This is a genomic window from Pseudomonas sp. PDM02 (assembly GCF_014852285.1).
Classification (GTDB): domain Bacteria; phylum Pseudomonadota; class Gammaproteobacteria; order Pseudomonadales; family Pseudomonadaceae; genus Aquipseudomonas; species Aquipseudomonas migulae.
The window spans coordinates 78,065-97,598 of the sequence record NZ_JACVBL010000018.1 but is presented as its reverse complement, the minus strand read 5'-3'; the positions used below and the strand labels follow the sequence as shown (position 1 = coordinate 97,598).

Sequence of the window (19,534 nt, the reverse complement as noted above, 5' to 3'; positions counted from 1 at the left end):
TACAGGTTTTGTGTCGTTCATTACCTAATGAACAACACTGACCTTGTAGGAGCGAGGCTTGCCCGCGAACCGCGCGAAGCGCGGCCATTTATCGGTTACGCGATATCCCGCAACTCCCGCCGCAGAATCTTGCCCACCGGCGTCATCGGCAACGACTCACGCAACACGATGTGCTTGGGCACTTTGTACGCGGTGAAGTTTTCCTTGCAGTAAGCCTTCAACTCTTCAAGGCTGACCCCCGACTCACGCGCCACCACAAACAACTTCACCGCCTCGCCCGAACGTTCGTCCGGCACACCGATGACGGCGCAGTTGGCGACTTTCGGGTGAGCCATCACCACGTCTTCGATTTCGTTCGGGTACACGTTGAAACCCGAGACGATGATCATGTCTTTCTTGCGATCGACGATGCGCACAAAACCGTCCGGGTCGATCACCGCGATGTCGCCGGACTTGAACCAGCCTTCGGCATCCAGCACTTCGGCGGTGGCTTCGGGTTTCTGCCAGTAGCCCTTCATGATCTGCGGGCCCTTGATGCACAGTTCGCCGCGCTCGCCCAACGGTTGCTCGACGCCTTCGTCGTTGATGACTTTCAGCGTGGTGCCCGGCACCGGCAGGCCGACCGTGCCGATCCGCGATTTGTCGCCGTACGGGTTGGTGCACGCCACCGGTGAGGTTTCGGTCAGGCCGTAACCTTCGGTGATGCGGCAACCGGTCAGTTGCTCCCAGCGCTCGGCGGTGGCCTTGACCAGCGCGGTGCCGCCGGAGTTGGTGAGCTTGAGGCTGGAGAAATCCAGGGTCTTGAAGTCCGGATGGTCCATCAACGCGACGAACAGCGTGTTGAGCCCCAGCAACGCCGAGAACCGCCAGTTTTTCAGCTCCTTGATGAAGCCCTTGATGTCTCGCGGATTGGTGATCAGCACGTTGTGGTTGCCGGTCACCATCATGCACATGCAATTCGCCGTGAATGCATAGATGTGGTACAGCGGCAGCGGCGCGATCATCACTTCCTGCCCCTCACGCAACAACGGCTGACCGTCAGCGCCGAACTGGCCGAGGCAGGCGCGTGCCTGCTGCATGTTCGCCACCAGGTTGCCGTGGGTCAGCATCGCGCCCTTGGCCAGCCCGGTGGTGCCGCCGGTGTATTGCAGCACGGCGATATCGTTGAGGCCGGCGTTCAACGGCTTGATGCCCAGGCCCCGGCCCAGACGCAGCGCGCTCCTGAAGGAGATCGCCTGCGGCAAGGCGTAGTCCGGGACCATTTTCTTGACCTTGCTGACCAGCGTGTTGACCAGCCAGCCCTTGGCGGCAGGCATCAGGTCGCCCATCTTCGCTTCGATCAGGTACTGGATGTCGGTGTCGGCCAGCACTTCCTGGACCTTCTGCCCGAATACGTTCAGGTAAACCAGTGCCCGGGCACCGGAATCCTTGAACTGATGACGCATTTCCCGCGCGGTGTACAGCGGGTTGGTGTTGACCACGATCAGCCCGGCGCGCAATGCACCGAACACGGCAATCGGGTAATGCAGGACGTTGGGCATCTGCACCGCGATGCGATCGCCGGGCTCCAGGTCGGTGTGGGCTTGCAGGTAACCGGCGAACGCGGCGCTGTAGCGTTCCAGTTCGGCGTAGGTCAGGGTGACGCCCATGTTGCTGAAGGCCGGGCGGTCAGCAAATTTTTTGCAGGAACGCTCGAACACCTCGATCACCGACTTGTAAGCCCCTTGTTCGATGTCCAGGGGTACGCCGGCCGGGCGTTTGTCATTCCAGAAATCAGGTTGCATTGTTCTTGTCCTCTTTACCTGAACCTATCCGGGGCCGCTTTTGTGTCACCTTTGAAAAAGCGGAGCTTCACGGACACTAGCAGCTATGGCGAATCAGGCAAATATGCCAACAACCGTCATTGACCGTGTGAATCTCGGTGCCGTGGTGCGGCCTGATCAGACGGCAAGCGCAGGATGCGCTATACAATGGGCCGAGCCCATGCAAAGGAATCGCCATGATCCACGACACCTTCTGGCTGACCGCGAGTGACCGCAGCCGCCTCTTCGTCAACCAGTGGCTGCCCGCAGCGCCGTTGAAAGCGGTGATCCTGCTGGCCCACGGCATGGCCGAACACAGCGGTCGCTATGCGCGCCTGGCAGAAAAGTGCTGCGCACAGGACTACGGTGTGTACGCGCCGGACCTGCGTGGACATGGCAAAACTGCCGAAAACGGGACACTCGGTCATTTCGCCGACGACGACGGCTGGTGCAAGGTGGTCGGCGACCTCGCCAGCCTCAATCAGCACATTGGCCAGCATCATCCCGGCGTGCCGATCGTGCTGCTCGGCCACAGCATGGGCAGCTACATCGCCCAGGCTTATCTGCTGCATCACAGCGCCAGCCTGCACGGCGCGGTGCTCAGCGGTTCGAACTTCCAGCCCGTGGCGCTTTATCGCGCGGCGCGGCAGATTGCCCGCCTGGAACGACTGCGCCAAGGGCCGAAGGGCCGTAGCGCGCTGATCGAATGGCTGTCGTTCGGCTCGTTCAACAAGGCCTTCAAACCGGCCCGCACCCGGTTCGACTGGCTCAGCCGCGACCCGGCGGAGGTTGATCTGTACGCCAACGACCCGCTCTGCGGCTTCCGCTGCACCAACCAACTGTGGATCGATTTGCTCGGTGGCTTGCAGCAAATCAGCAAAGCGTCCAATCTCGCTCAGATCGATCCGGGCCTGCCGTTGCTGGTGATAGGCGGTGAATGTGATCCGGTGAGCGAAGGCAAGCGTCTGAAAGATCTGGCCGATGCGCTACGCGCCGCGGGCAGCCAGAGCCTGCAACTGACGATTTACCCGCAGGCACGGCACGAACTGTTCAACGAGAGCAACCGCGATGAGGTGACGGCCGATGTGCTGGGCTGGATCGCACAAGCCCTGAGCCACCGCCGCCCGCCCCGATCCGAATAGTTTTTTTGTGGTTTTTTTATTTGTCACAGGAATTGAAACAGATGACCCAGGTTACCAACACCCCGTACGAAGCCCTCGAAGTCGGCCAGACCGCCAGCTACAGCAAGACGGTCGAAGAGCGTGACATTCAGCTGTTCGCCGCCATGTCGGGTGACCACAACCCGGTGCATCTGGACGCCGAATTCGCCGCCGGCACCATGTTCAAGGAACGCATCGCGCACGGCATGTTCAGTGGCGCGTTGATCAGCGCTGCAGTTGCCTGCGAGTTGCCTGGGCCGGGGACTATTTATATCGGTCAGCAGATGAGCTTTCAGAAGCCGGTGAAGCTTGGCGACACGCTGACGGTGCGCCTGGAGATTCTGGAGAAGTTGCCGAAATTCCGTGTGCGCATTGCCACCCGCGTGTTCAACCAGCGCGATGAGTTGGTGGTGGATGGCGAGGCGGAGATTCTGGCGCCGCGTAAGCAGCAGACCGTGACGTTGACTAGTCTGCCGGCGATCAGCATCGGCTGAGTACGGCGCTTAACTGTAGGAGCCGGCTTGCTGGCGATGCGTACGCCTCGGTATCTCAAGGAAACCGCGTTGATCCCATCGCCAGCAAGCCGGCTCCTACAGTGGCTGCGATCTTTTGATTTTATCGCCCCTCCTGCACCTGCACACTCGCCGTCATCCCCGAACTCAAATTGATCCCCTCGGGCACCTTGTCCAGTTTGATTCGCACCGGAATCCTCTGCGCCAACCTTACCCAGTTAAATGTCGGCTCCACCTCCGCCAACAACTGTCCATCCGGCGTGGTGTTGCGATCGGTAATGCCGCGACTGATGCTTTCCACCTGCCCTTCCAGCGCCTCTCCCGCGCTCATCAACCAGACCTTCACCGGATCGCCGACGCGAATCCGCGGCAGTTTGGTTTCTTCGAAATACGCCTGCACATAAAACGTTGAATCATCGATCAACGCCATCACCGGTTGCCCGGCATTCACGTAATTGCCCTGGGCCAGACGCAGGTTGGTGATGTGGCCGCTGCGCGGCGCGTGGACCTGACTGCGAGCGAGATTGAGTTCGGCGACCTTGGCTTCGGCCTGGGCTTCACGCAGTTCGCCACGAGCGATACCGGCGTTGATTTGCGCATTCTCGCGCAGCTCGGCACTGATCGCTTGCGGCCCGAGGCTGGCACGACGACTGGCTTCGCGTTCGCGCAGGTTGAGTTGTTGCTGACGGGTTTGCACCACCGCTTGCGCCTTCTCCAGCGCCGCTTCGAAACGGTCGCGGTCAATGCTCAACAACAGATCGCCGGCCTTCACCGGCTGGTTGTCGAAGGCCTTGAGTTCACGCACCCAGCCCGACACATCCGGGGCGATGACCACCACGTCGGCGCGAATCCGCGCGTCCCGGGTCCACGGCGTAAGCATGTAGTACTGCCACAAATGGAAACCGGCAAAAATCGCCAGCGCCACCAGGCACAGGGTTACCGCGACACGCACGGGTGTACGCATGTTCAACTCCTTATAAAGGTCCGAGGACGACGGTGATCAGGGTCAATACACAGACGTACAAGGCGCAATCGAATAACGCTTCGTGCCAGATCCAGCGACCGGCCGGGGTCAGGCGCAACAGCAGGCGCAAGACCCCGGTGACCAGCAGCGCCAGCACCACATAAATCAGAAACGGGCTGAGCAGCACGCCGCCCACCGACCATTCACGCAAGCCCATGGCTTTGCTCCTGTTGATGGCACCAGGCGCGCCAGCTGTTCTGCAATTGCAGCACCGCGCCCTGGGCCAGTTTCACCGGGTCGCTGGGTGGCAACGCGTACAAGGTTTTCAAAAAATCTTCGCTGGGTTGTTCCAGCGCATCCGCGCAGTGGCCGGCCGGGCCTTGTTCGAGGATGTTTTCCAGTTGTTCGAGATAACGCCGCTGCGCGGCATTGACCGGTGCCTGCGCCGCCGCCAGGCTCAAGCGCAAATGCAGCAGCTCGTCGCCGATGTCGAGACCGAGCAAGCCGTCGTCCAAGCGGCTGCGCGCCGGTTCCGGCAGCTCCGGGTAGTGCCGCGCCAGTTGCAGCAAGCGGTCGGCCATGCGTCCGCCGAACCAGCTTTCGGCACCGCGCAGGTTGCGCCGGGTCAGGCGCACCAGGTCGTCGAGGGTCGCCGCCAGCAAACGCCGACCGTGCCACGTCGGGTTGCGCAGGATCAGCAAGTGGAAGGCCAGCACCGCCGCACCGACGCCCACCACCATGGCTTGAGCGCTGTTGAAGAACATCGCGACATCAAACTTCATCGCGTTGAGCGGTGACACCAGCACGATGAAATGCAGACAGAACGACGTGGCCGTGGCGCCGATCTGCGGCCTGGCCATGCCCAGCGCACCGAAAAACAACGGTACGCCCATGCCCATGCAGAGCAGCGCAAAACCACTCCATTGCGGCAGCAGAATCTGCCCAACGAAAAACGCCGCCGGGATCGCCAGAAAAATCCCGCGCATGAAACTCATGCCGATTTGCGCGCCGTTTTCGCGACTGGCGAACAGGCTGCACACCACACACGTCAGCACCAATGCGCCCGAAGCGGCGGGCCATGCAGTGGCCAGCCAGAAACACGACACCACCAGAAACGCCAAGGCACTGCGCGCGCCGAACACCAGCGCCAACGACAGGTCGCGGTGCGGTGTCAGGGTGCGCGGTGGGTCGACGGTTTCCTTGCCCTGCTCCACCGCCGTCAATGCCGCGCTCGCCGCCATCGCGGTATCCATCAGCAAGGTGAAACGGACCAGACAGTAACTTTGCGCGGAGCTGATCTGCGGGTCATGGCTGGCGTCGAGCAAGCGCGGTCGCAAGGTTTGCAGCGTCGCGGTGTCCGGGCTGGCGAGCGCTTGCTGAACCTCGGTCATCCACGGCATCAATTGCTTGGCTTCCTGCGGTTCAAGCTGCTTCCACTGCCGGCGCACCGAGCGTGCGATGCGCAGCAACATCAACAGTTTCTGGCTCAATCCGCTGATGGCCCGCGCACGCTGCCGACCCAGCCCGCCTTCGAACCAGGCATGTTCGCGCTGGGCATCCACCGCGACGATGCGGCCAAGGATTTCCAGCAGCCCCTTGCGCGCCTGACCGTCGCCGGCCAGGGTTGCGCGTGCGGCGTTCATCCCACTCTGCCACGCCGTTCGCGCCTGATCCGCCAGTTGCCGTTCGACGCGCATCGGCCATAGCAGCGCGCTGGCGGCAGTGGCGCAGAGAATGCCCAGACAGATTTCCGTGCAGCGCGCCACGGCTTGGTCGAACACCGTCAGCGGGTGGCTGATGGCGGGTAATGCGATGATCGCTACCGTGTAACCGGCCAGCACAAACGAATAGGACCAGGCACTGCGCAGCAGCGTCGAACTCGCCGTACACAACCCGAGCCACAACGCCAATGCCAGCAAAAACAGCCACGGCGTCTGGGCGAACAGGCCCATGAACACCACCGACATGAACGTCCCGATCAGCGTCCCCAGCAGCCGCGCCAAGCCCTTTTGCACCACCATCCCGGACAACGGTTGAGCGACGATGAACGCCGTCATCAGCGCCCAGGCCGGTTGCTCAAGGCCCCAGCGCAATGCCAGCCACAATGCCAGGCCGCCACCGAGTAACGTCTTGATCGCGAACTGCAAGGCGCGGCGGTCAGGCGCGAATAAAGCCTGCAAAGTGATAGGCACGTAAAGCACTCTTGAAAGGACGATTTAACGATAGTCGGGTTCATCGAAGTGACCGGTAAATCAAATTATTAGCTGGCTATCTATCAGGCGTCCAGCGCTAAAACCCAGGCACAAAAAAACGCCAGGCTGGCTGGCGTTTTTGACAGGCTTTACGCGCTTACGAGCGTGCGCGAGCCTGGTTGCGCAGGGCTTTCACCTGATCGTGATTGCGTTGCACGCCGTGATACTGACGTTCAACCAGGTCACGAATGCCCACCAGGTTGTGCTTGTTGATTTTCTCGATGGCTTCTCGGTAAGCCTTCAGTGCATGGTCTTCACCGCGTTCGGCTTCGTTCAGCACGGCTTCTTCATCCTTGCCGGTGAATACTGATTTCACGTCGACCCAGCGGCGGTGCAGGTCCCCACTGACGCTGGTGGAAGTTTCCGGATCGCCGCCCATCGAACGCACCGCAGCCTGCAGTTCGGAAGCCGCAGTGGCGCAGTCGGCGGAGCGAGAGATGAACAGGGTTTTCAGTTCTGGATGCTTGATGTCTTCAGCGCAGGTCTTGAACCCTTCCTGACCATCTTTGCTGGTTTCAATCAGGTCGTTGAGTACAGAGATCGCTTCTTTATTAATGTCGGTCATTTTTCAATTCCTTGCGGGTTGATGAAAGATGCAATAGGTATTGCACCCTGCATGCCAGCCTTGAACTGATAATTTATTTGTTAATTTTCAATAACTTAGTTTTAAAGAGAAAATCTGTATCCGTTTTTTTTGCATGATCTGTCAATTGGCCTGCATGCAGAATGCCTGTATTTTCCAAGGCTGTTGAATCAAGACGATCGATTGATGAACCCTGAAAAACTCGAACTGCTGATTACCCGCGAAATGCCCTTCGGCAAATACAAGGGCCGCATCATTGCCGACCTGCCCGGCCCCTACCTGAACTGGTTTGCCCGGGAAGGTTTCCCCCATGGCGAACTGGGCGGACTGCTGGCCCTGATGCAGGAAATCGATCACAACGGCTTGTCGGAACTGCTTGAACCGCTGCGCGCCAAACACGGCAAACCCGCCCCTCGCCACTGAGCCGTCCCCATGCCCGATAACACCCGCCGTGCCCGTGATGAAATGTTCTGGCAAACCTTTGCCGACCGCTATGCCGTCGAACCCGGCCCGATCAACCTCGAGAACGGTTACTTCGGCCGCATGTCGCGCACGGTGATCGAGGAATACCAGCGCAACATCGAACTCATCAACCGCGGCAACTCGGTGCATGTACGCCAGCGTTTTGAACAGGGTGAAAACCTGGCGATCGTGGAACGTCTCGCCGACCTGATGGGCGTAACAACCGAATCCGTCGCCTTCACCCGCAACGCCTCGGACGGCTTGCAATCGCTGATCCGCAATTACAATCGCCTGCAACCCGGTGACCAGGTGCTGATCTGCGACCTGGAATACGACACGGTCAAAGGTGCCATGCGTTGGCTGGCCCGGCATCGCGGCGTGGAAGTGATCGAGATCGAACACGCCCACCCCGCCAGTTTCGACAGCCTGCTGGCGACTTACCGCGACGCCTTCGTGCGTTACCCGAAGCTCAAATTGATGGCCCTGACCCACGTCACTCACCGCACCGGCCTGGTGATGCCGGTGCAGGCGATTGCGGCCGCCGCCAAGGAACACGGGATCGACGTGATCCTCGACGGCGCCCATGCGCTCGGCCAGATCGAGTTCAGCCTCGATGACCTCGGCATCGCGTTCGCCGGTTTCAACCTTCACAAATGGATCGGTGCACCGCTGACCCTGGGCTTCATCTACATCGCCCCGGAGCGCCTCGCCGACATCGACCCGGACATGGGCGAGATGCATTTCCCGATCACCGACATTCGCGCCCGTACGCCGTACAGCACACCCAACATCCCGGCGTTGCTGACCCTACCGCTGGTGTTCGAAGAACATCGGGCGATGGGCGGTTCTGCCGCCAAGGGCGCCCGGCTCAATTACCTGCGCAACCGCTGGGTCAGCGCCGTACGTGACTTGCCGGGCATCGACGTCATGACCCCGGACGATCCGCGACTGTATTGCGGCATCACGTCGATGCGCTTTACCCGACATACCGATCAGCAAGCGATGGCCGGGCGGCTGCTCAAGGACTTCAACCTGTTTACCGTGGTGCGCAGCGGCGCAGCGAGTGGTCCGTGCATCCGCATCACGCCGGGGCTGACCACCACCGCAGCAGACATGGATGCGCTGAGCGAGGCACTGAACGAGCTGCGCTGACGTCACACGGTGTACTTGTCGAAGTCCTCCGGCTTGAGCTGTGATGAAATCGCGAACGTGTCGATGCCAATGGTCATCTGCCCGAAAAAACCGTCTTCTTTCGAATCTCGACCGAGGGTGTGAACGTTCAGGGTCGAGGCTTCGCCGCCCATGGTGTTGTAGAAATAGTCCTCGTCGTTGCTCAGCGCGGTGACGGTTCGGCCGCTGTATTCCCTGGCATTGAGCACCGAGCGCGAGGCCACTTCGGGGAAGTACAGCTGGCCAACCCAGGCGACGTGGCGCTCTTCGAGATAGTTGTTGCCGGCGGTCACGCGAATCGCGACGTGTATGTGCAGCGCGCGACCGGCATAGAACCCCGGATAGATCGTGGTGAAACGCACGATGCCCTTCTGGTCGGTGAATTGCCCGCCGCGCAGATACGTGTCGTCGTCGGTACGCGGGATCGCGCCGATATCGCCGACATCGACTTCCTTGTCCGGGTTGACCTTGCTCCACCCCGAATAGGCACCTCGAGCATTGCAATGCCAGATATCGACGATGGCCCCGTTGACGGGCTCACGGGTCATCGCATCGATGATCGTCAACCGCAGCACCAGCGGAATACCGTCCAGGCCTTCGCTGATGTTTCGTCTGATCAGTTTCGGGTTGCGAAAATACGGACCGGCGATCTGTTCGGGTGACAGCAGGTAAGCCGGTTGTGCGGATGTCACTGAGGTGTTGTCGTCCATGACGTTCTCTCTTCCATAAGATGAACGCAGGTTAACGCGGGACCGGCGGCGAGATGCGGTAACTATGTATCGCATGATGTCCTGTAGGAGCCGGCTTGCTGCGGGCGGCGTTCCGACGATGGTATCGACTCGGTGCACCTGAGAGACCGAGTCGATACCATCGCCAGCAAGCCGGCTCCTACGGAAAATGGTTATTCGCGGGCAAAAAAAAACGGTGCACCGACCAAGCGCACCGTAAAGCCGTAGAACACACAACGAAGTGTTGGGTAAAAGCAGGTCAGTCCAGCAGCGCCAAGGCCTCGGCGGTGCATTCCTGAATGCGGGCCCAGTCGCCGTTCTTGATCCACTCCGGATCAAGCATCCAGCTACCGCCCACGCACATCACGTTTTTCAACGCCATGTAGCTCTTGATGTTGGCCGGGCCGACGCCGCCAGTCGGGCAGAATTTCACTTCGCCGAACGGGCCGCCCAAGGCTTTGATTGCCGCAACGCCGCCGCTGACTTCCGCCGGGAACAGCTTGAAGCGGCGATAGCCCAGACCGTAGCCTTCCATGATGCCCGAGGCGTTGCTGATGCCTGGCAGCAGTGGAATCGGGCTGGCGACACTGGCTTCGAGCAGGTCACGGGTGATGCCCGGCGTCACGATGAATTGCGAACCGGCGGCTTCGGCAGCGGCCAGCATCTGGCGATCGAGCACGGTGCCGGCACCGGTCACCAGTTCCGGACGCTGCTCGCGCAGGATCTGGATGGCCTTGAGGCCGAACTGCGAACGCAGGGTCACTTCCAGGGCTGTAAGACCACCGGCGGCCAGGGCGTCGGCCAATGGCAGCACGTCCTGTTCGCGCGCGATGGTGATCACCGGCAGAATCCGCGCCTTGGCGCAGAGGCTGTCGATCAGGGCAACTTTGTCCGCCATGGAAACGGTCGGGGATGGGGTTGTCATAGCGGCTGTTCCTTGGCTCATGGGCACCAGTAAATCTCTAACGTGGGTTGCAGAAACGCGCGGATCGGCATTTCGGCGACATCGTCACCGGCCAGCGCGAAACTCAGGGTGGTCAGCTTGGACTGACCGGAAATCGACAGAATCTTGTGTTTGGCCGAGGCCAGCAGCGCACGACTCATGGTCAGGCGCTGATGCGGCACGGTTGGCGCCAGCATCGGGTAGCAACGACGCTTGCCGTCGGTTTTCAAGGCGTCGGCCAGGTTCGGGCTGTTCGGGAACAGCGACGCGGTGTGGCCGTCATCGCCCATGCCCAGCACCAACACGTCAATCGTCGGCAGCTCGGCGAGCAGGCGATCAGCCTGTTCGGCCGCTTGCTCCAGGTTCGCGGTGGCGCTGTACAGGCTCAGGAACTGAGCCTTGGCCGCCGGGCCTTGCAACAGGTAACGCTTGAGCAGACCGGCATTGCTGTCGGCATGTTCAACCGGCACCCAGCGCTCGTCCGCCAGGCTGACCACCACGTTCGACCAGTCCAGCGTCTGCTTGGCCAGGTGCTGGAAAAACGCCACCGGACTGCGCCCGCCGGACACCACCAGCGTGGCCGTGCCTCGAGCATCGATCGCCTCGCTCAGCTGCCTGGCCACCTGCAGTGCCAGGCCTTCGGCCAGCAACACCGGGCTTTTGAACGCATGGGCGCTGACGCCCTGCGGCAATTGCAAATTAGATATCGCCATACCACGACCTCCCGTCCCGCGTGATCAGAGCAATGGAGCTCATCGGTCCCCAGGACCCGGCCGCGTACGGCTTGGGCGCATCACCGGATTTTTTCCACCCGGCGATCAACTGGTCACACCACTTCCACGCGGCTTCGATTTCATCTTTACGGACAAACAGGTTCTGATTGCCACGCATCACTTCCAGCAACAACCGCTCGTAGGCATCGGGGATCCGTGCGCTGCGCCAGGTGTCGGAAAAATTCAGCTGCAACGGACCGCTGCGCAGCTGCATGCCCTTGTCCAGGCCTTGTTCTTTGGTCATCACACGCAAGGAAATGCCTTCGTCCGGTTGCAGGCGGATAATCAGCTTGTTGCTGATCTGCAGGCGCTGCTCCGGGGCGAAGATGTAGTGCGACGGTTCCTTGAAGTGGATGACGATCTGCGACAGCTTTTGCGGCATGCGCTTGCCGGTACGCAGGTAGAACGGCACGCCGGCCCAACGCCAGTTGCGGATGTCGGCACGCAGGGCGACGAAGGTTTCGGTGTCGCTCTGGGTGTTGGAATTCGGTTCTTCCAGATAGCCGGGAACTGATTTGCCTTCGCTGTAACCGGCGATGTACTGGCCGCGCACCACTTGCGTGGTCAGGCCTTCCGGGCTGATCGGCGCCAGCGCCTTGAGCACTTTGACTTTCTCGTCACGGATGCTGTCGGCGGACAGGTCGGCCGGCGGGTCCATGGCGATCAGACAGAGCAGTTGCAGCAGGTGATTCTGGATCATGTCCCGCAGCTGACCGGCCTTGTCGAAGTAGCCCCAGCGGCCTTCGATCCCGACCTTCTCGGCCACGGTGATTTCCACGTGGGAAATGTAATTCTGGTTCCACTGGGTTTCGAACAGGCTGTTGGCGAAACGCAGGGCGATGAGGTTTTGAACGGTCTCTTTGCCCAGGTAGTGGTCGATGCGGTAGGTGCGGTTCTCCGGGAAGAACTGCGCCACGGCGTCGTTGACCTTGCGCGAAGATTCAAGGTCCGAACCGATAGGCTTTTCCAGCACTACGCGGGTGTTCTCGGCCAGACCGACCTTCGCCAGGTTCTCGCAGATCGCGCCATAAACGGCGGCCGGCGTGGCGAAATAGGCAATCACCCGCTGGGCGCTGCCGGCCAGTTCGGCCAGGGCGACGTAATCGTCAGCCTTGAGGAAATCGACGTGCAGGTAGCTCAAACGAGACAGGAAGCGCTCGACCACCGCCTCGTCCAGCTCTTTGGCACCGACGTAGCGGCGCAGCTCGGACGCGATGAACGCCAGATGCTCCTGTTCGCTACCGGGCTCACGGGCCAACGCGATGATGCGCGTGTCCTCATGCAGCAGGCCTGCGCCATCGAGTTGATAGAGGGCAGGAAACAGCTTGCGCAGGGCCAGATCGCCAAGCGCGCCGAACAAGGCAAAGGTGCACGGTTCAACCGTAATCGAAGGCATGATGTTTGTTCTTTTATCAAGTTAAGCTACAAATACCTTTTTTCAAGGCATCGCTCAAGAGAAAATGTAGTAATAACCACAACATTTTCGCAAAATACAGATTCCGAGTGGTGGTCGGTTGGTGCCATCAGTAGGATAGGCCACCGCTTGGGGCCCTATCAAAGGCCCAATTTGCATAGCAACACCCTTATTTGCATCGCAGTGCACTCTTGTAGGTGCACCAAGGAAATCATATGGACCGCGTGCGAAATTTACTGGAACAGATCCAGAATCGCCTTGAAGACCTGAACAAGGCGGAACGCAAAGTCGCCGAAGTGATCCTGCTCAACCCACAGCAGGCCACCCGGTTCAGCATCGCCGCCCTCGCCCAGGCCTCCAAGGTCAGCGAGCCGACGGTCAACCGTTTCTGCCGTTCGTTCGGCGTCAGCGGCTACCCGGAACTCAAGCTTCAGCTCGCCCAGAGCCTGGCCAGTGGCGCGGCGTATGTCAGCCGCGCGGTCGAGGCCGACGACAATCCTGAAGCCTATACCAAGAAGATTTTCGGCAGCGCCATCGCGTCGCTGGACAGTGCCTTGCAGGCGCTGGACCCGAACCTGATCAGCCGCGCCGTCGACTTGCTGATCCAGGCCCGGCAGATCCACTTCTTCGGCCTCGGCGCCTCAGCCCCGGTGGCGCTGGATGCGCAGCACAAATTCTTCCGCTTCAACCTGGCCGTCACCGCCCATGCGGACGTACTGATGCAGCGCATGATTGCCTCGGTGGCCCACACCGGCGAGTTGTTCGTGATCATTTCCTACACCGGTCGCACCCGCGAGCTGGTGGAAGTGGCGCGTATCGCCCGGGAAAACGGTGCATCGGTGCTCGGCTTGACCGCTGAAGGTTCGCCGCTGGCCAAGGCCAGTACCTTGAGCCTGAACATTCCACTGCCGGAAGACACCGACATCTACATGCCGATGACTTCGCGGATCATTCAGCTCACCGTGCTGGACGTGCTGGCGACCGGCATGACCTTGCGCCGTGGCGTGGATTTCCAGCCGCATTTGCGCAAGATCAAAGAGAGTTTGAATGCGAGCCGGTATCCGATTGGGGATGAGTTTAATTAATCAGGTTTGAGTAGTTTGTCGGCTGATAGTCCGTCTTCGCGGGCAAGCCTCGCTCCTACAGGTTCAGGGTGACCTGTAGGAGCGAGGCTTGCCCGCGAAGAGGCCAGCCGATCCACCGCAACCCCCTGAGCTAAACCCCGACCCGAGCCTGCAAACTCAAATGCGCTTTCTGCCCCGGCGCCAGGCTCAGGCTATCGGTCCCGCCGCTCGCCGCTTCCACACACACAAACTCGGAAATCTCGTTCCAGCTCACGCCCAATAGCGGACGCGTCCCTGGGTGCCAGACCACCGTGTCCGCATCATCCCCGGTATCGATGCACAATTGCCGCTGCCAGGCGTGGTCCTTAAGCTGCAATTCGCCGTCATGCTGGAACACCCGCTGACAGCCGCCCTCTACCCGCAACTCGCCTTCCTGCTGACAAACCTGGCGGTTCAACTGGTCGTAACCTTGCGCCCCGTCGAGCCCAGACAGCGCTATCTCACCGACATCACCAATACGCCAATAGGCGTGCAATGCCTGACTCAATTGGCACGGCAGGCTGTCCTGATGCTCGGTGCTCAGGCGCAACTCCATGCGTTCGCCAAGGTGCGCATGCAGGTCCACTTGCCAGTCGCACAACTGCAATTGCCAGTGCAGGCGCACGCCGTCATCGTCGTGACGGCTGTCGAGCAGCTTCCAGTCCAGCAAGCGTGCCCAGCCATGGGACGGCCAGGCGTTTTCGCTCGGATGGCGGCCATACCACGGCCAGCACACCGGCACGCCGCCGCGAATCGCACCGACATGCGGCCACTTCGCCGCGCACCAGAGCCAGGGCTTTTGGCCCTTGGGCTGAAAGTGCAGCAACTGCGCGCCCTGACGACTGAACACCGCCTGACACAGCGGGTGATCGATCACCAAAACATCGCGCATCTGATAGCGCTCCCACGCAAACACCGGACGTTCGCGCAAGGATTTGAAGAAGCGTTGTAGCGGATGCTCATGCATGTGCCACGGTCCTGAAAATCAGCTGTCACCGGGGTGCGCCGCCCCCAAAAAAAAGCGGACAGCCTGGGCTGTCCGCAAAAATGCGCACATAGAGAGGAGCTTATCGCAACAGCGTTAGAACACCGACTGAATTTTCAGGCCGGCGACCAGCGCGTTGTCGACTTCATCCACACCGCCCGGGTGAGTGATGTATTGCAGGTTGGGACGCACGGTCAGCCAGTTGGTAACGTGGAAGCCGTAGTTGATCTCGTAGTTGTACTCGGTGGTACGCAGTGGCGAGAACCGTGGATCGTTGTAGTCCGTGACATTGTTGGCGGCGTTGACCAGCTCGGCGTTTTTCTTCACGTCATCGTTGACATGAATACGCGCGAAACCGATACCGACGTCATCTTTCGGACGGGCATCGAACGGGCCTTTGTACACAAACATCAACGACTGGTAGTTGTCGACGAAGTTGGTGTCCTTGTCGTGGAACGTGGCGTTGGCCGAAACGGTCAGGCCGCGGCTTTTGTCACCGTTGTGGTCAGTCAGCTGTTGCTGCGCCACGAACCAGTAGCCGGACTTGCTGTCGTGGCTGCGGTAAGCGTTGCCGCTGGTGGCAGCATCAGCGCCGTTGTCGTCTTCACGAACGTCATTGGCATCAGCCGTGCTTTTGTAGTAACCGACACGGTATTCGCCCGGCAGGTTGTTAGGGTTAGGCAACCAGACCAGTTCGACCGGCAGGACGGTGCCGTTGGTACCACTGCCGCTGAGCTTGAAGCCGTTACCGTGCTCCAGTTGCGACGTGTTCTGGTTGTACGCGCCGATCTGCGCATAGAACTCAGGCGAGATGTTGTACTTCACGCGGACCGCAGCCTGCATGACCGGCCAGTTGTACCAGATGTTGGTCGCCCAGTTACCCACCTGGGAACCGCAGAACGCCAGGTTCTGGAACTCGCAAGGGAAGGTGTTGAAGTCTTCGCCTTCACCGAAGTAACCAGCCTTGACGTCCAGTTTGCCGTCGAGGAACTGGTGCTTGATCCACAACTGGGTCAGACGGACCATATGGCCGCGACCGTAGACTTCCTGGGAGGAACTCAAGGTGCCGGCACGCGGGTCGCCGACACGGTCATTGGAGATGTTTTCGCCGTTACGGTTGGTCAGCTGGATCTTCGCCTGGGTGTTATCCCAGCCCCACAGTTTTTGCAGGTCCAGTGCCACGCCCAAACCAAACTGGTCGGCATAACGCGCTGTCTTGTCGTCGTTGAAGCCGCCGTGAAGGTTGCTGCCCACTTCACCGACGTAGTCCATCTTGATGTCGATGCCTTGCTCGATCAGCTTGGTCCGCTCACCACCCCAATCACCGGTCATCCATTCGGAATCGGCGCTGAACGCGTCAGCCGCGTGCACACTACCGGCCAGCATCATTGCCGCAATTGCCGACAACTGGCAGATAAGCTGAGCGTTGTTGTTCTTCTTCATCCCTACATCCTCGTTTTATTGTTATTAACTGTTTTTATCTAACGCGGTTACATCGGTTGCGATGCGCGACAGGCCGCCCACCGCATATCCCCCCTGTAGGAGCCAGGCTTGCCGGCGAAGGCGTCACTGAAATCGCTTTCGCCGGCAAGCCTGGCTCCTACAGTTTTTGATCTTCAGCGGTTTTTGAACTGAGTTACGTTGGCGCTGTGAACTTCGGTTTTTGGCAGACCGGCCACCCCCAGGCGCTCCCCGGTCTTGGCATCGAACAGCAGCACTTTCGATGGATCGAATTGCAGGGTCAGGGTCTCGCCCACGGCCGGCGCAACGTCCGGTGCCAGACGGCAGCAGACTTTGGTGTCGTTGAGATTGACGAACACCAGCGTGTCCGGACCGGTCGGTTCGGTGACCTGCACTTCGGCGCGAATGGTCGGCAAACCATTCGGCTCGCTGCCCGCCAGCACGATCTGCTCAGGGCGCATGCCGAGGATCACTTCGCGATCTTCCAGACCGGCGTCCTGCATGCCCAACGGCAATTCGCAGCGCGCCTGACCGCTGTCGAGCAGCGCCAACAGACGACCGTCCTTGCGTTGCAAACGCAGGGGAATGAAGTTCATCGGCGGCGAACCGATGAAGCTCGCCACGAACAGGTTGGCCGGGTTGTTGTAGATGTCTTTCGGCGTGCCGAACTGCTGAATGATCCCGTCCTTCATCACCGCCACTTTGTCGCCCAGCGTCATCGCTTCGATCTGGTCGTGGGTCACGTAGACCGTGGTGGTTTTCAGGCGCTGGTGCATCAGTTTCATTTCGGTGCGCATCTCGACGCGCAGCTTGGCGTCGAGGTTGGACAGCGGTTCGTCGAACAAGTAAATCTTCGGCCGCCGCGCCAGGGCACGACCCATCGCCACACGCTGCTGTTGACCGCCGGAGAGCTGGCCGGGCTTGCGGCTCAGCAAGTGTTCGATCTGCAACAGCTTGGAGACGCGAGCGACTTCTTCATCGATTTCGGCGGCGGGCATTTTGCGAATCTTCAGGCCGAAAGCGATGTTGTCGCGCACGCTCATGGTCGGGTACAGCGCGTAGGACTGGAACACCATGGCGATGTCGCGATCCTTGGGGCTCATGCCGCTGATGTCGGCGTCATCCACCAGGATCGCGCCGCCGCTGATGGTTTCCAGGCCGGCGATGCAGTTCATCAGCGTGGATTTACCGCAGCCCGACGGGCCGACCAGGATCAGAAATTCCCCGTCATCGATCTTCAGTTCGATGTTTTTCAGGGTGTCCGGCAAACCGGCGCCGTAGGTCTTGTTGACGTTGCGTAATTCGAGAGTTGCCATGTTTCTACCCCTTGACCGCGCCGGACGTCAGCCCACGCAGGAAATACTTGCCAGCGAATATGTAGACCAGCAGTGTCGGCAGCCCGGCGATCATCGCGGCGGCCATATCAACGTTGTATTCCTTGGCCCCGGTGCTGGTGTTGACCAGGTTGTTCAGGGCCACGGTAATTGGCTGGGCATCGCCACTGGCGAAGACCACGCCGAACAGGAAGTCATTCCAGATCTGGGTGAACTGCCAGATCAGGCAGACCATCACGATCGGGATCGACATCGGCAGCAGGATCTTCCAGAAAATCGTGAAGAAGCCTGCGCCGTCCAGGCGTGCAGCCTTGACCAGCGCATCCGGGATGCTCACGTAGTAGTTGCGGAAGAACAGCGTGGTGAACGCCAGCCCGTAGACCACGTGCACCAGCACCAGACCGGTGGTGGTGTTGGCCAGGCCGAACTTGCCGAGGGTGAACGAAGCCGGCAGCAGCACGGTCTGGAACGGCAGGAAGCAGCCGAACAGCAACAGGCCGAAGAACAACTGCGAGCCACGGAAGCGCCACATCGACAGCACGTAGCCGTTCATGGCACCGATGAAGGTCGAGATAAAAACCGCCGGCACGGTGATTTTCACCGAGTTCCAGAAGTACCCGCCGACCACGTCCCAGGCCTTGATCCAGCCGATGCCGTCAATGACGGTCGGCCAGCTCAGCAGGTTGCCGGTACGAATGTCTTCCGGGGATTTGAAGCTGGTCAGCAGCATCACGATCAGCGGAATCAGGTACACCGCAGCGGCCAGCAGAAGCGTGGCGTAGATCGCGATGCGGCTGAAACTCAGCGTCGGTTTTCCGAGTTGATTAGTCATGGCGTTTGCCTCGCAGCTCGGAGTACAGGTACGGCACGAGGATGGTCAGCACGGCACCGAGCATCAACATGGCGCTGGCCGAACCGATGCCCATCTGGCCACGGCTGAAGGTGAAGGAATACATGAACATCGCCGGCAGGTCGGACGAGTAGCCGGGACCGCCCGCCGTCATCGCCGCCACCAGGTCGAAGCTCTTGATCGCGATGTGCGCGAGGATCATGAAGGCGCTGAAAAACACCGGGCGCAGGCTCGGCAGGACGATCTTCAAATAGATGGTCGGCAGGCTCGCACCGTCGACTTGCGCGGCACGGATGATCGATTGATCGACACCGCGCAGACCGGCCAGGAACATCGCCATCACAAACCCGGAGGCTTGCCACACGGCAGCGATCACCAGGCAGTACACCACGCGATCCTGATCCACCAGCCAGTCGAGACGGAAGCCTTCCCAGCCCCAGTCACGCAGCATTTTGTCCAGGCCCAGGCCAGGGTTGAGCAGCCATTTCCAGGCGGTACCGGTGACGATCATCGACAGCGCCATCGGGTACAGGTAAACGGTGCGAATGAAGCCTTCCTTGCGAATGCGCTGGTCCAGCAGCACCGCGAGGAACACGCCCAATACCAGGCTGATGCCGATGAACATGCCACCGAAGAGCGCGAGGTTCTTGCTCGCGACCCACCAGCGATCGTTGTCCATCAAGCGCATGTATTGCTGCAGGCCGACCCACTTGTAGCTCGGCATGAAGCTGGAGTTTGTGAAGGACAGTATGAATGTCCAAATGATGTAACCGTAGAAACCAACCAACACGATGAGCATGCTTGGCGCGAGTACCAACTTGGGTAACCAGCGTTGCAGCGCATCGAACGGTGAGGCTTTGCTGAAAACCGCCACAGAGCTCATCGGGATAATCCATTGGAGAAGTGAGTATCTGTAGGAGCGAGGCTTGCCCACGAAGGCGGCGTAACTGTCGACAACTCTGTTGAATGTCAGACTGCTTTCGCGGGCAAGCCTCGCTCCTACAAGGGGAACGGTCCCAGAAAATTGCCGCAGGCGAG

Annotated in this window: 19 protein-coding genes; 5 read left to right on the top strand and 14 right to left on the bottom strand. The window is 60.3% G+C overall.

Translation table 11 applies throughout. The features are described 5' to 3' along the window. Positions 1–95: 95 nt before the first annotated feature. A complete protein-coding gene (gene fadD2, locus IB245_RS26215) occupies positions 96–1,784 on the bottom strand; it encodes a long-chain-fatty-acid--CoA ligase FadD2 (protein WP_008032992.1) in 1,689 nt (562 codons plus the stop codon). Between the two features lie 215 nt (positions 1,785–1,999). On the opposite strand from fadD2, the gene IB245_RS26210 reads away from it, so the two are divergent. Next, positions 2,000–2,944 (top strand): alpha/beta hydrolase, encoded by a 945-nt coding sequence (locus IB245_RS26210; RefSeq protein ID WP_008032991.1) that lies wholly within the window; start codon positions 2,000–2,002, stop codon positions 2,942–2,944. A 41-nt stretch (positions 2,945–2,985) separates the two neighbouring features. Next, complete coding sequence (locus IB245_RS26205) at positions 2,986–3,456, top strand: MaoC family dehydratase (protein WP_008032990.1); 471 nt, start codon at positions 2,986–2,988, stop codon at positions 3,454–3,456. A gap of 121 nt (positions 3,457–3,577) precedes the next feature. On the opposite strand, the gene IB245_RS26200 is transcribed toward IB245_RS26205, so the two are convergent. The 4 genes from IB245_RS26200 to IB245_RS26185 all read right to left on the bottom strand — a co-directional run bounded on the left by IB245_RS26200 (position 3,578) and on the right by IB245_RS26185 (position 7,255). Continuing rightward, positions 3,578–4,438 (bottom strand): HlyD family secretion protein, encoded by an 861-nt coding sequence (locus tag IB245_RS26200; protein ID WP_192229123.1) that lies wholly within the window; start codon positions 4,436–4,438, stop codon positions 3,578–3,580. A gap of 10 nt (positions 4,439–4,448) precedes the next feature. Further along, the gene (locus IB245_RS26195; RefSeq protein ID WP_008032988.1) at positions 4,449–4,655 is read right to left on the bottom strand and encodes a DUF1656 domain-containing protein; all 207 of its coding nucleotides are present in this window, start codon (positions 4,653–4,655) and stop codon (positions 4,449–4,451) included. After that, positions 4,642–6,630, bottom strand: a complete 1,989-nt coding sequence (locus IB245_RS26190) for an FUSC family protein (RefSeq protein WP_192229122.1) — start codon at positions 6,628–6,630, stop codon at positions 4,642–4,644. Before IB245_RS26190 ends, IB245_RS26195 begins: the two co-directional genes overlap by 14 nt. 157 nt (positions 6,631–6,787) lie before the next feature. Further along, positions 6,788–7,255 carry a ferritin-like domain-containing protein gene (locus IB245_RS26185; RefSeq protein WP_192229121.1) on the bottom strand — a complete coding sequence of 156 codons (468 nt, stop codon included), beginning with the start codon at positions 7,253–7,255 and terminating at the stop codon, positions 6,788–6,790. 204 nt (positions 7,256–7,459) lie between these two features. Between IB245_RS26185 and IB245_RS26180 the strand changes: the two genes are divergently transcribed. Both IB245_RS26180 and IB245_RS26175 read left to right on the top strand, forming a co-directional pair. Beyond that, a complete protein-coding gene (locus IB245_RS26180; protein ID WP_003213031.1) occupies positions 7,460–7,696 on the top strand; it encodes a DUF3820 family protein in 237 nt (78 codons plus the stop codon). Between the two features lie 9 nt (positions 7,697–7,705). Continuing rightward, the gene (locus IB245_RS26175) at positions 7,706–8,887 is read left to right on the top strand and encodes an aminotransferase class V-fold PLP-dependent enzyme (RefSeq protein ID WP_192229120.1); all 1,182 of its coding nucleotides are present in this window, start codon (positions 7,706–7,708) and stop codon (positions 8,885–8,887) included. Positions 8,888–8,889: 2 nt separating this feature from the next. Here IB245_RS26175 and IB245_RS26170 read toward each other — a convergent pair whose 3' ends face one another. From IB245_RS26170 to zwf, 4 genes are all read right to left on the bottom strand, one after another. Beyond that, entirely contained in the window at positions 8,890–9,615 is a 726-nt protein-coding gene (locus tag IB245_RS26170) for an intradiol ring-cleavage dioxygenase (RefSeq protein WP_192229119.1), read from the bottom strand. A 277-nt stretch (positions 9,616–9,892) separates the two neighbouring features. After that, positions 9,893–10,558, bottom strand: coding sequence for a bifunctional 4-hydroxy-2-oxoglutarate aldolase/2-dehydro-3-deoxy-phosphogluconate aldolase (locus IB245_RS26165; protein WP_008032978.1), 666 nt, complete (start codon positions 10,556–10,558; stop codon positions 9,893–9,895). A gap of 17 nt (positions 10,559–10,575) precedes the next feature. Then, positions 10,576–11,289, bottom strand: a complete 714-nt coding sequence (gene pgl / locus IB245_RS26160; RefSeq protein ID WP_008038595.1) for a 6-phosphogluconolactonase — start codon at positions 11,287–11,289, stop codon at positions 10,576–10,578. Continuing rightward, positions 11,276–12,745 carry a glucose-6-phosphate dehydrogenase gene (gene zwf / locus IB245_RS26155; protein WP_192229118.1) on the bottom strand — a complete coding sequence of 490 codons (1,470 nt, stop codon included), beginning with the start codon at positions 12,743–12,745 and terminating at the stop codon, positions 11,276–11,278. The genes pgl and zwf overlap by 14 nt, the downstream gene beginning before the upstream one ends. 242 nt (positions 12,746–12,987) lie before the next feature. Here zwf and IB245_RS26150 point away from each other — a divergent pair, with 242 nt between their 5' ends. Continuing rightward, on the top strand, positions 12,988–13,848 hold the full coding sequence (locus IB245_RS26150; RefSeq protein WP_177318169.1) for a MurR/RpiR family transcriptional regulator: 861 nt from the start codon (positions 12,988–12,990) through the stop codon (positions 13,846–13,848). Between the two features lie 130 nt (positions 13,849–13,978). On the opposite strand, the gene IB245_RS26145 is transcribed toward IB245_RS26150, so the two are convergent. The 5 genes from IB245_RS26145 to IB245_RS26125 all read right to left on the bottom strand — a co-directional run bounded on the left by IB245_RS26145 (position 13,979) and on the right by IB245_RS26125 (position 19,379). Further along, complete coding sequence (locus IB245_RS26145; RefSeq protein WP_008038602.1) at positions 13,979–14,833, bottom strand: D-hexose-6-phosphate mutarotase; 855 nt, start codon at positions 14,831–14,833, stop codon at positions 13,979–13,981. A 114-nt stretch (positions 14,834–14,947) separates the two neighbouring features. Continuing rightward, positions 14,948–16,294, bottom strand: coding sequence for a carbohydrate porin (locus tag IB245_RS26140; protein WP_192229117.1), 1,347 nt, complete (start codon positions 16,292–16,294; stop codon positions 14,948–14,950). A gap of 173 nt (positions 16,295–16,467) precedes the next feature. Continuing rightward, a complete protein-coding gene (locus IB245_RS26135; protein ID WP_008038607.1) occupies positions 16,468–17,628 on the bottom strand; it encodes an ABC transporter ATP-binding protein in 1,161 nt (386 codons plus the stop codon). Between the two features lie 4 nt (positions 17,629–17,632). Then, on the bottom strand, positions 17,633–18,478 hold the full coding sequence (locus tag IB245_RS26130) for a carbohydrate ABC transporter permease (RefSeq protein ID WP_008032971.1): 846 nt from the start codon (positions 18,476–18,478) through the stop codon (positions 17,633–17,635). After that, a complete protein-coding gene (locus IB245_RS26125; RefSeq protein ID WP_008032969.1) occupies positions 18,471–19,379 on the bottom strand; it encodes a carbohydrate ABC transporter permease in 909 nt (302 codons plus the stop codon). Before IB245_RS26125 ends, IB245_RS26130 begins: the two co-directional genes overlap by 8 nt. Positions 19,380–19,534: the final 155 nt, after the last annotated feature.

What these genes read in the sequence shown, in the direction of transcription:
- fadD2 (WP_008032992.1), bottom strand. Translation starts at nt 1,784, where the DNA reads ATGCAACCTGATTTCTGGAATGACAAACGCCCGGCCGGCGTACCCCTG.
- IB245_RS26210 (WP_008032991.1), top strand. Translation starts at nt 2,000, where the DNA reads ATGATCCACGACACCTTCTGGCTGACCGCGAGTGACCGCAGCCGCCTC.
- IB245_RS26205 (WP_008032990.1), top strand. Translation starts at nt 2,986, where the DNA reads ATGACCCAGGTTACCAACACCCCGTACGAAGCCCTCGAAGTCGGCCAG.
- IB245_RS26200 (WP_192229123.1), bottom strand. Translation starts at nt 4,438, where the DNA reads ATGCGTACACCCGTGCGTGTCGCGGTAACCCTGTGCCTGGTGGCGCTG.
- IB245_RS26195 (WP_008032988.1), bottom strand. Translation starts at nt 4,655, where the DNA reads ATGGGCTTGCGTGAATGGTCGGTGGGCGGCGTGCTGCTCAGCCCGTTT.
- IB245_RS26185 (WP_192229121.1), bottom strand. Translation starts at nt 7,255, where the DNA reads ATGACCGACATTAATAAAGAAGCGATCTCTGTACTCAACGACCTGATT.
- IB245_RS26180 (WP_003213031.1), top strand. Translation starts at nt 7,460, where the DNA reads ATGAACCCTGAAAAACTCGAACTGCTGATTACCCGCGAAATGCCCTTC.
- IB245_RS26175 (WP_192229120.1), top strand. Translation starts at nt 7,706, where the DNA reads ATGCCCGATAACACCCGCCGTGCCCGTGATGAAATGTTCTGGCAAACC.
- IB245_RS26170 (WP_192229119.1), bottom strand. Translation starts at nt 9,615, where the DNA reads ATGGACGACAACACCTCAGTGACATCCGCACAACCGGCTTACCTGCTG.
- IB245_RS26165 (WP_008032978.1), bottom strand. Translation starts at nt 10,558, where the DNA reads ATGACAACCCCATCCCCGACCGTTTCCATGGCGGACAAAGTTGCCCTG.
- pgl (WP_008038595.1), bottom strand. Translation starts at nt 11,289, where the DNA reads ATGGCGATATCTAATTTGCAATTGCCGCAGGGCGTCAGCGCCCATGCG.
- zwf (WP_192229118.1), bottom strand. Translation starts at nt 12,745, where the DNA reads ATGCCTTCGATTACGGTTGAACCGTGCACCTTTGCCTTGTTCGGCGCG.
- IB245_RS26145 (WP_008038602.1), bottom strand. Translation starts at nt 14,833, where the DNA reads ATGCATGAGCATCCGCTACAACGCTTCTTCAAATCCTTGCGCGAACGT.
- IB245_RS26140 (WP_192229117.1), bottom strand. Translation starts at nt 16,294, where the DNA reads ATGAAGAAGAACAACAACGCTCAGCTTATCTGCCAGTTGTCGGCAATT.
- IB245_RS26135 (WP_008038607.1), bottom strand. Translation starts at nt 17,628, where the DNA reads ATGGCAACTCTCGAATTACGCAACGTCAACAAGACCTACGGCGCCGGT.
- IB245_RS26130 (WP_008032971.1), bottom strand. Translation starts at nt 18,478, where the DNA reads ATGACTAATCAACTCGGAAAACCGACGCTGAGTTTCAGCCGCATCGCG.
- IB245_RS26125 (WP_008032969.1), bottom strand. Translation starts at nt 19,379, where the DNA reads ATGAGCTCTGTGGCGGTTTTCAGCAAAGCCTCACCGTTCGATGCGCTG.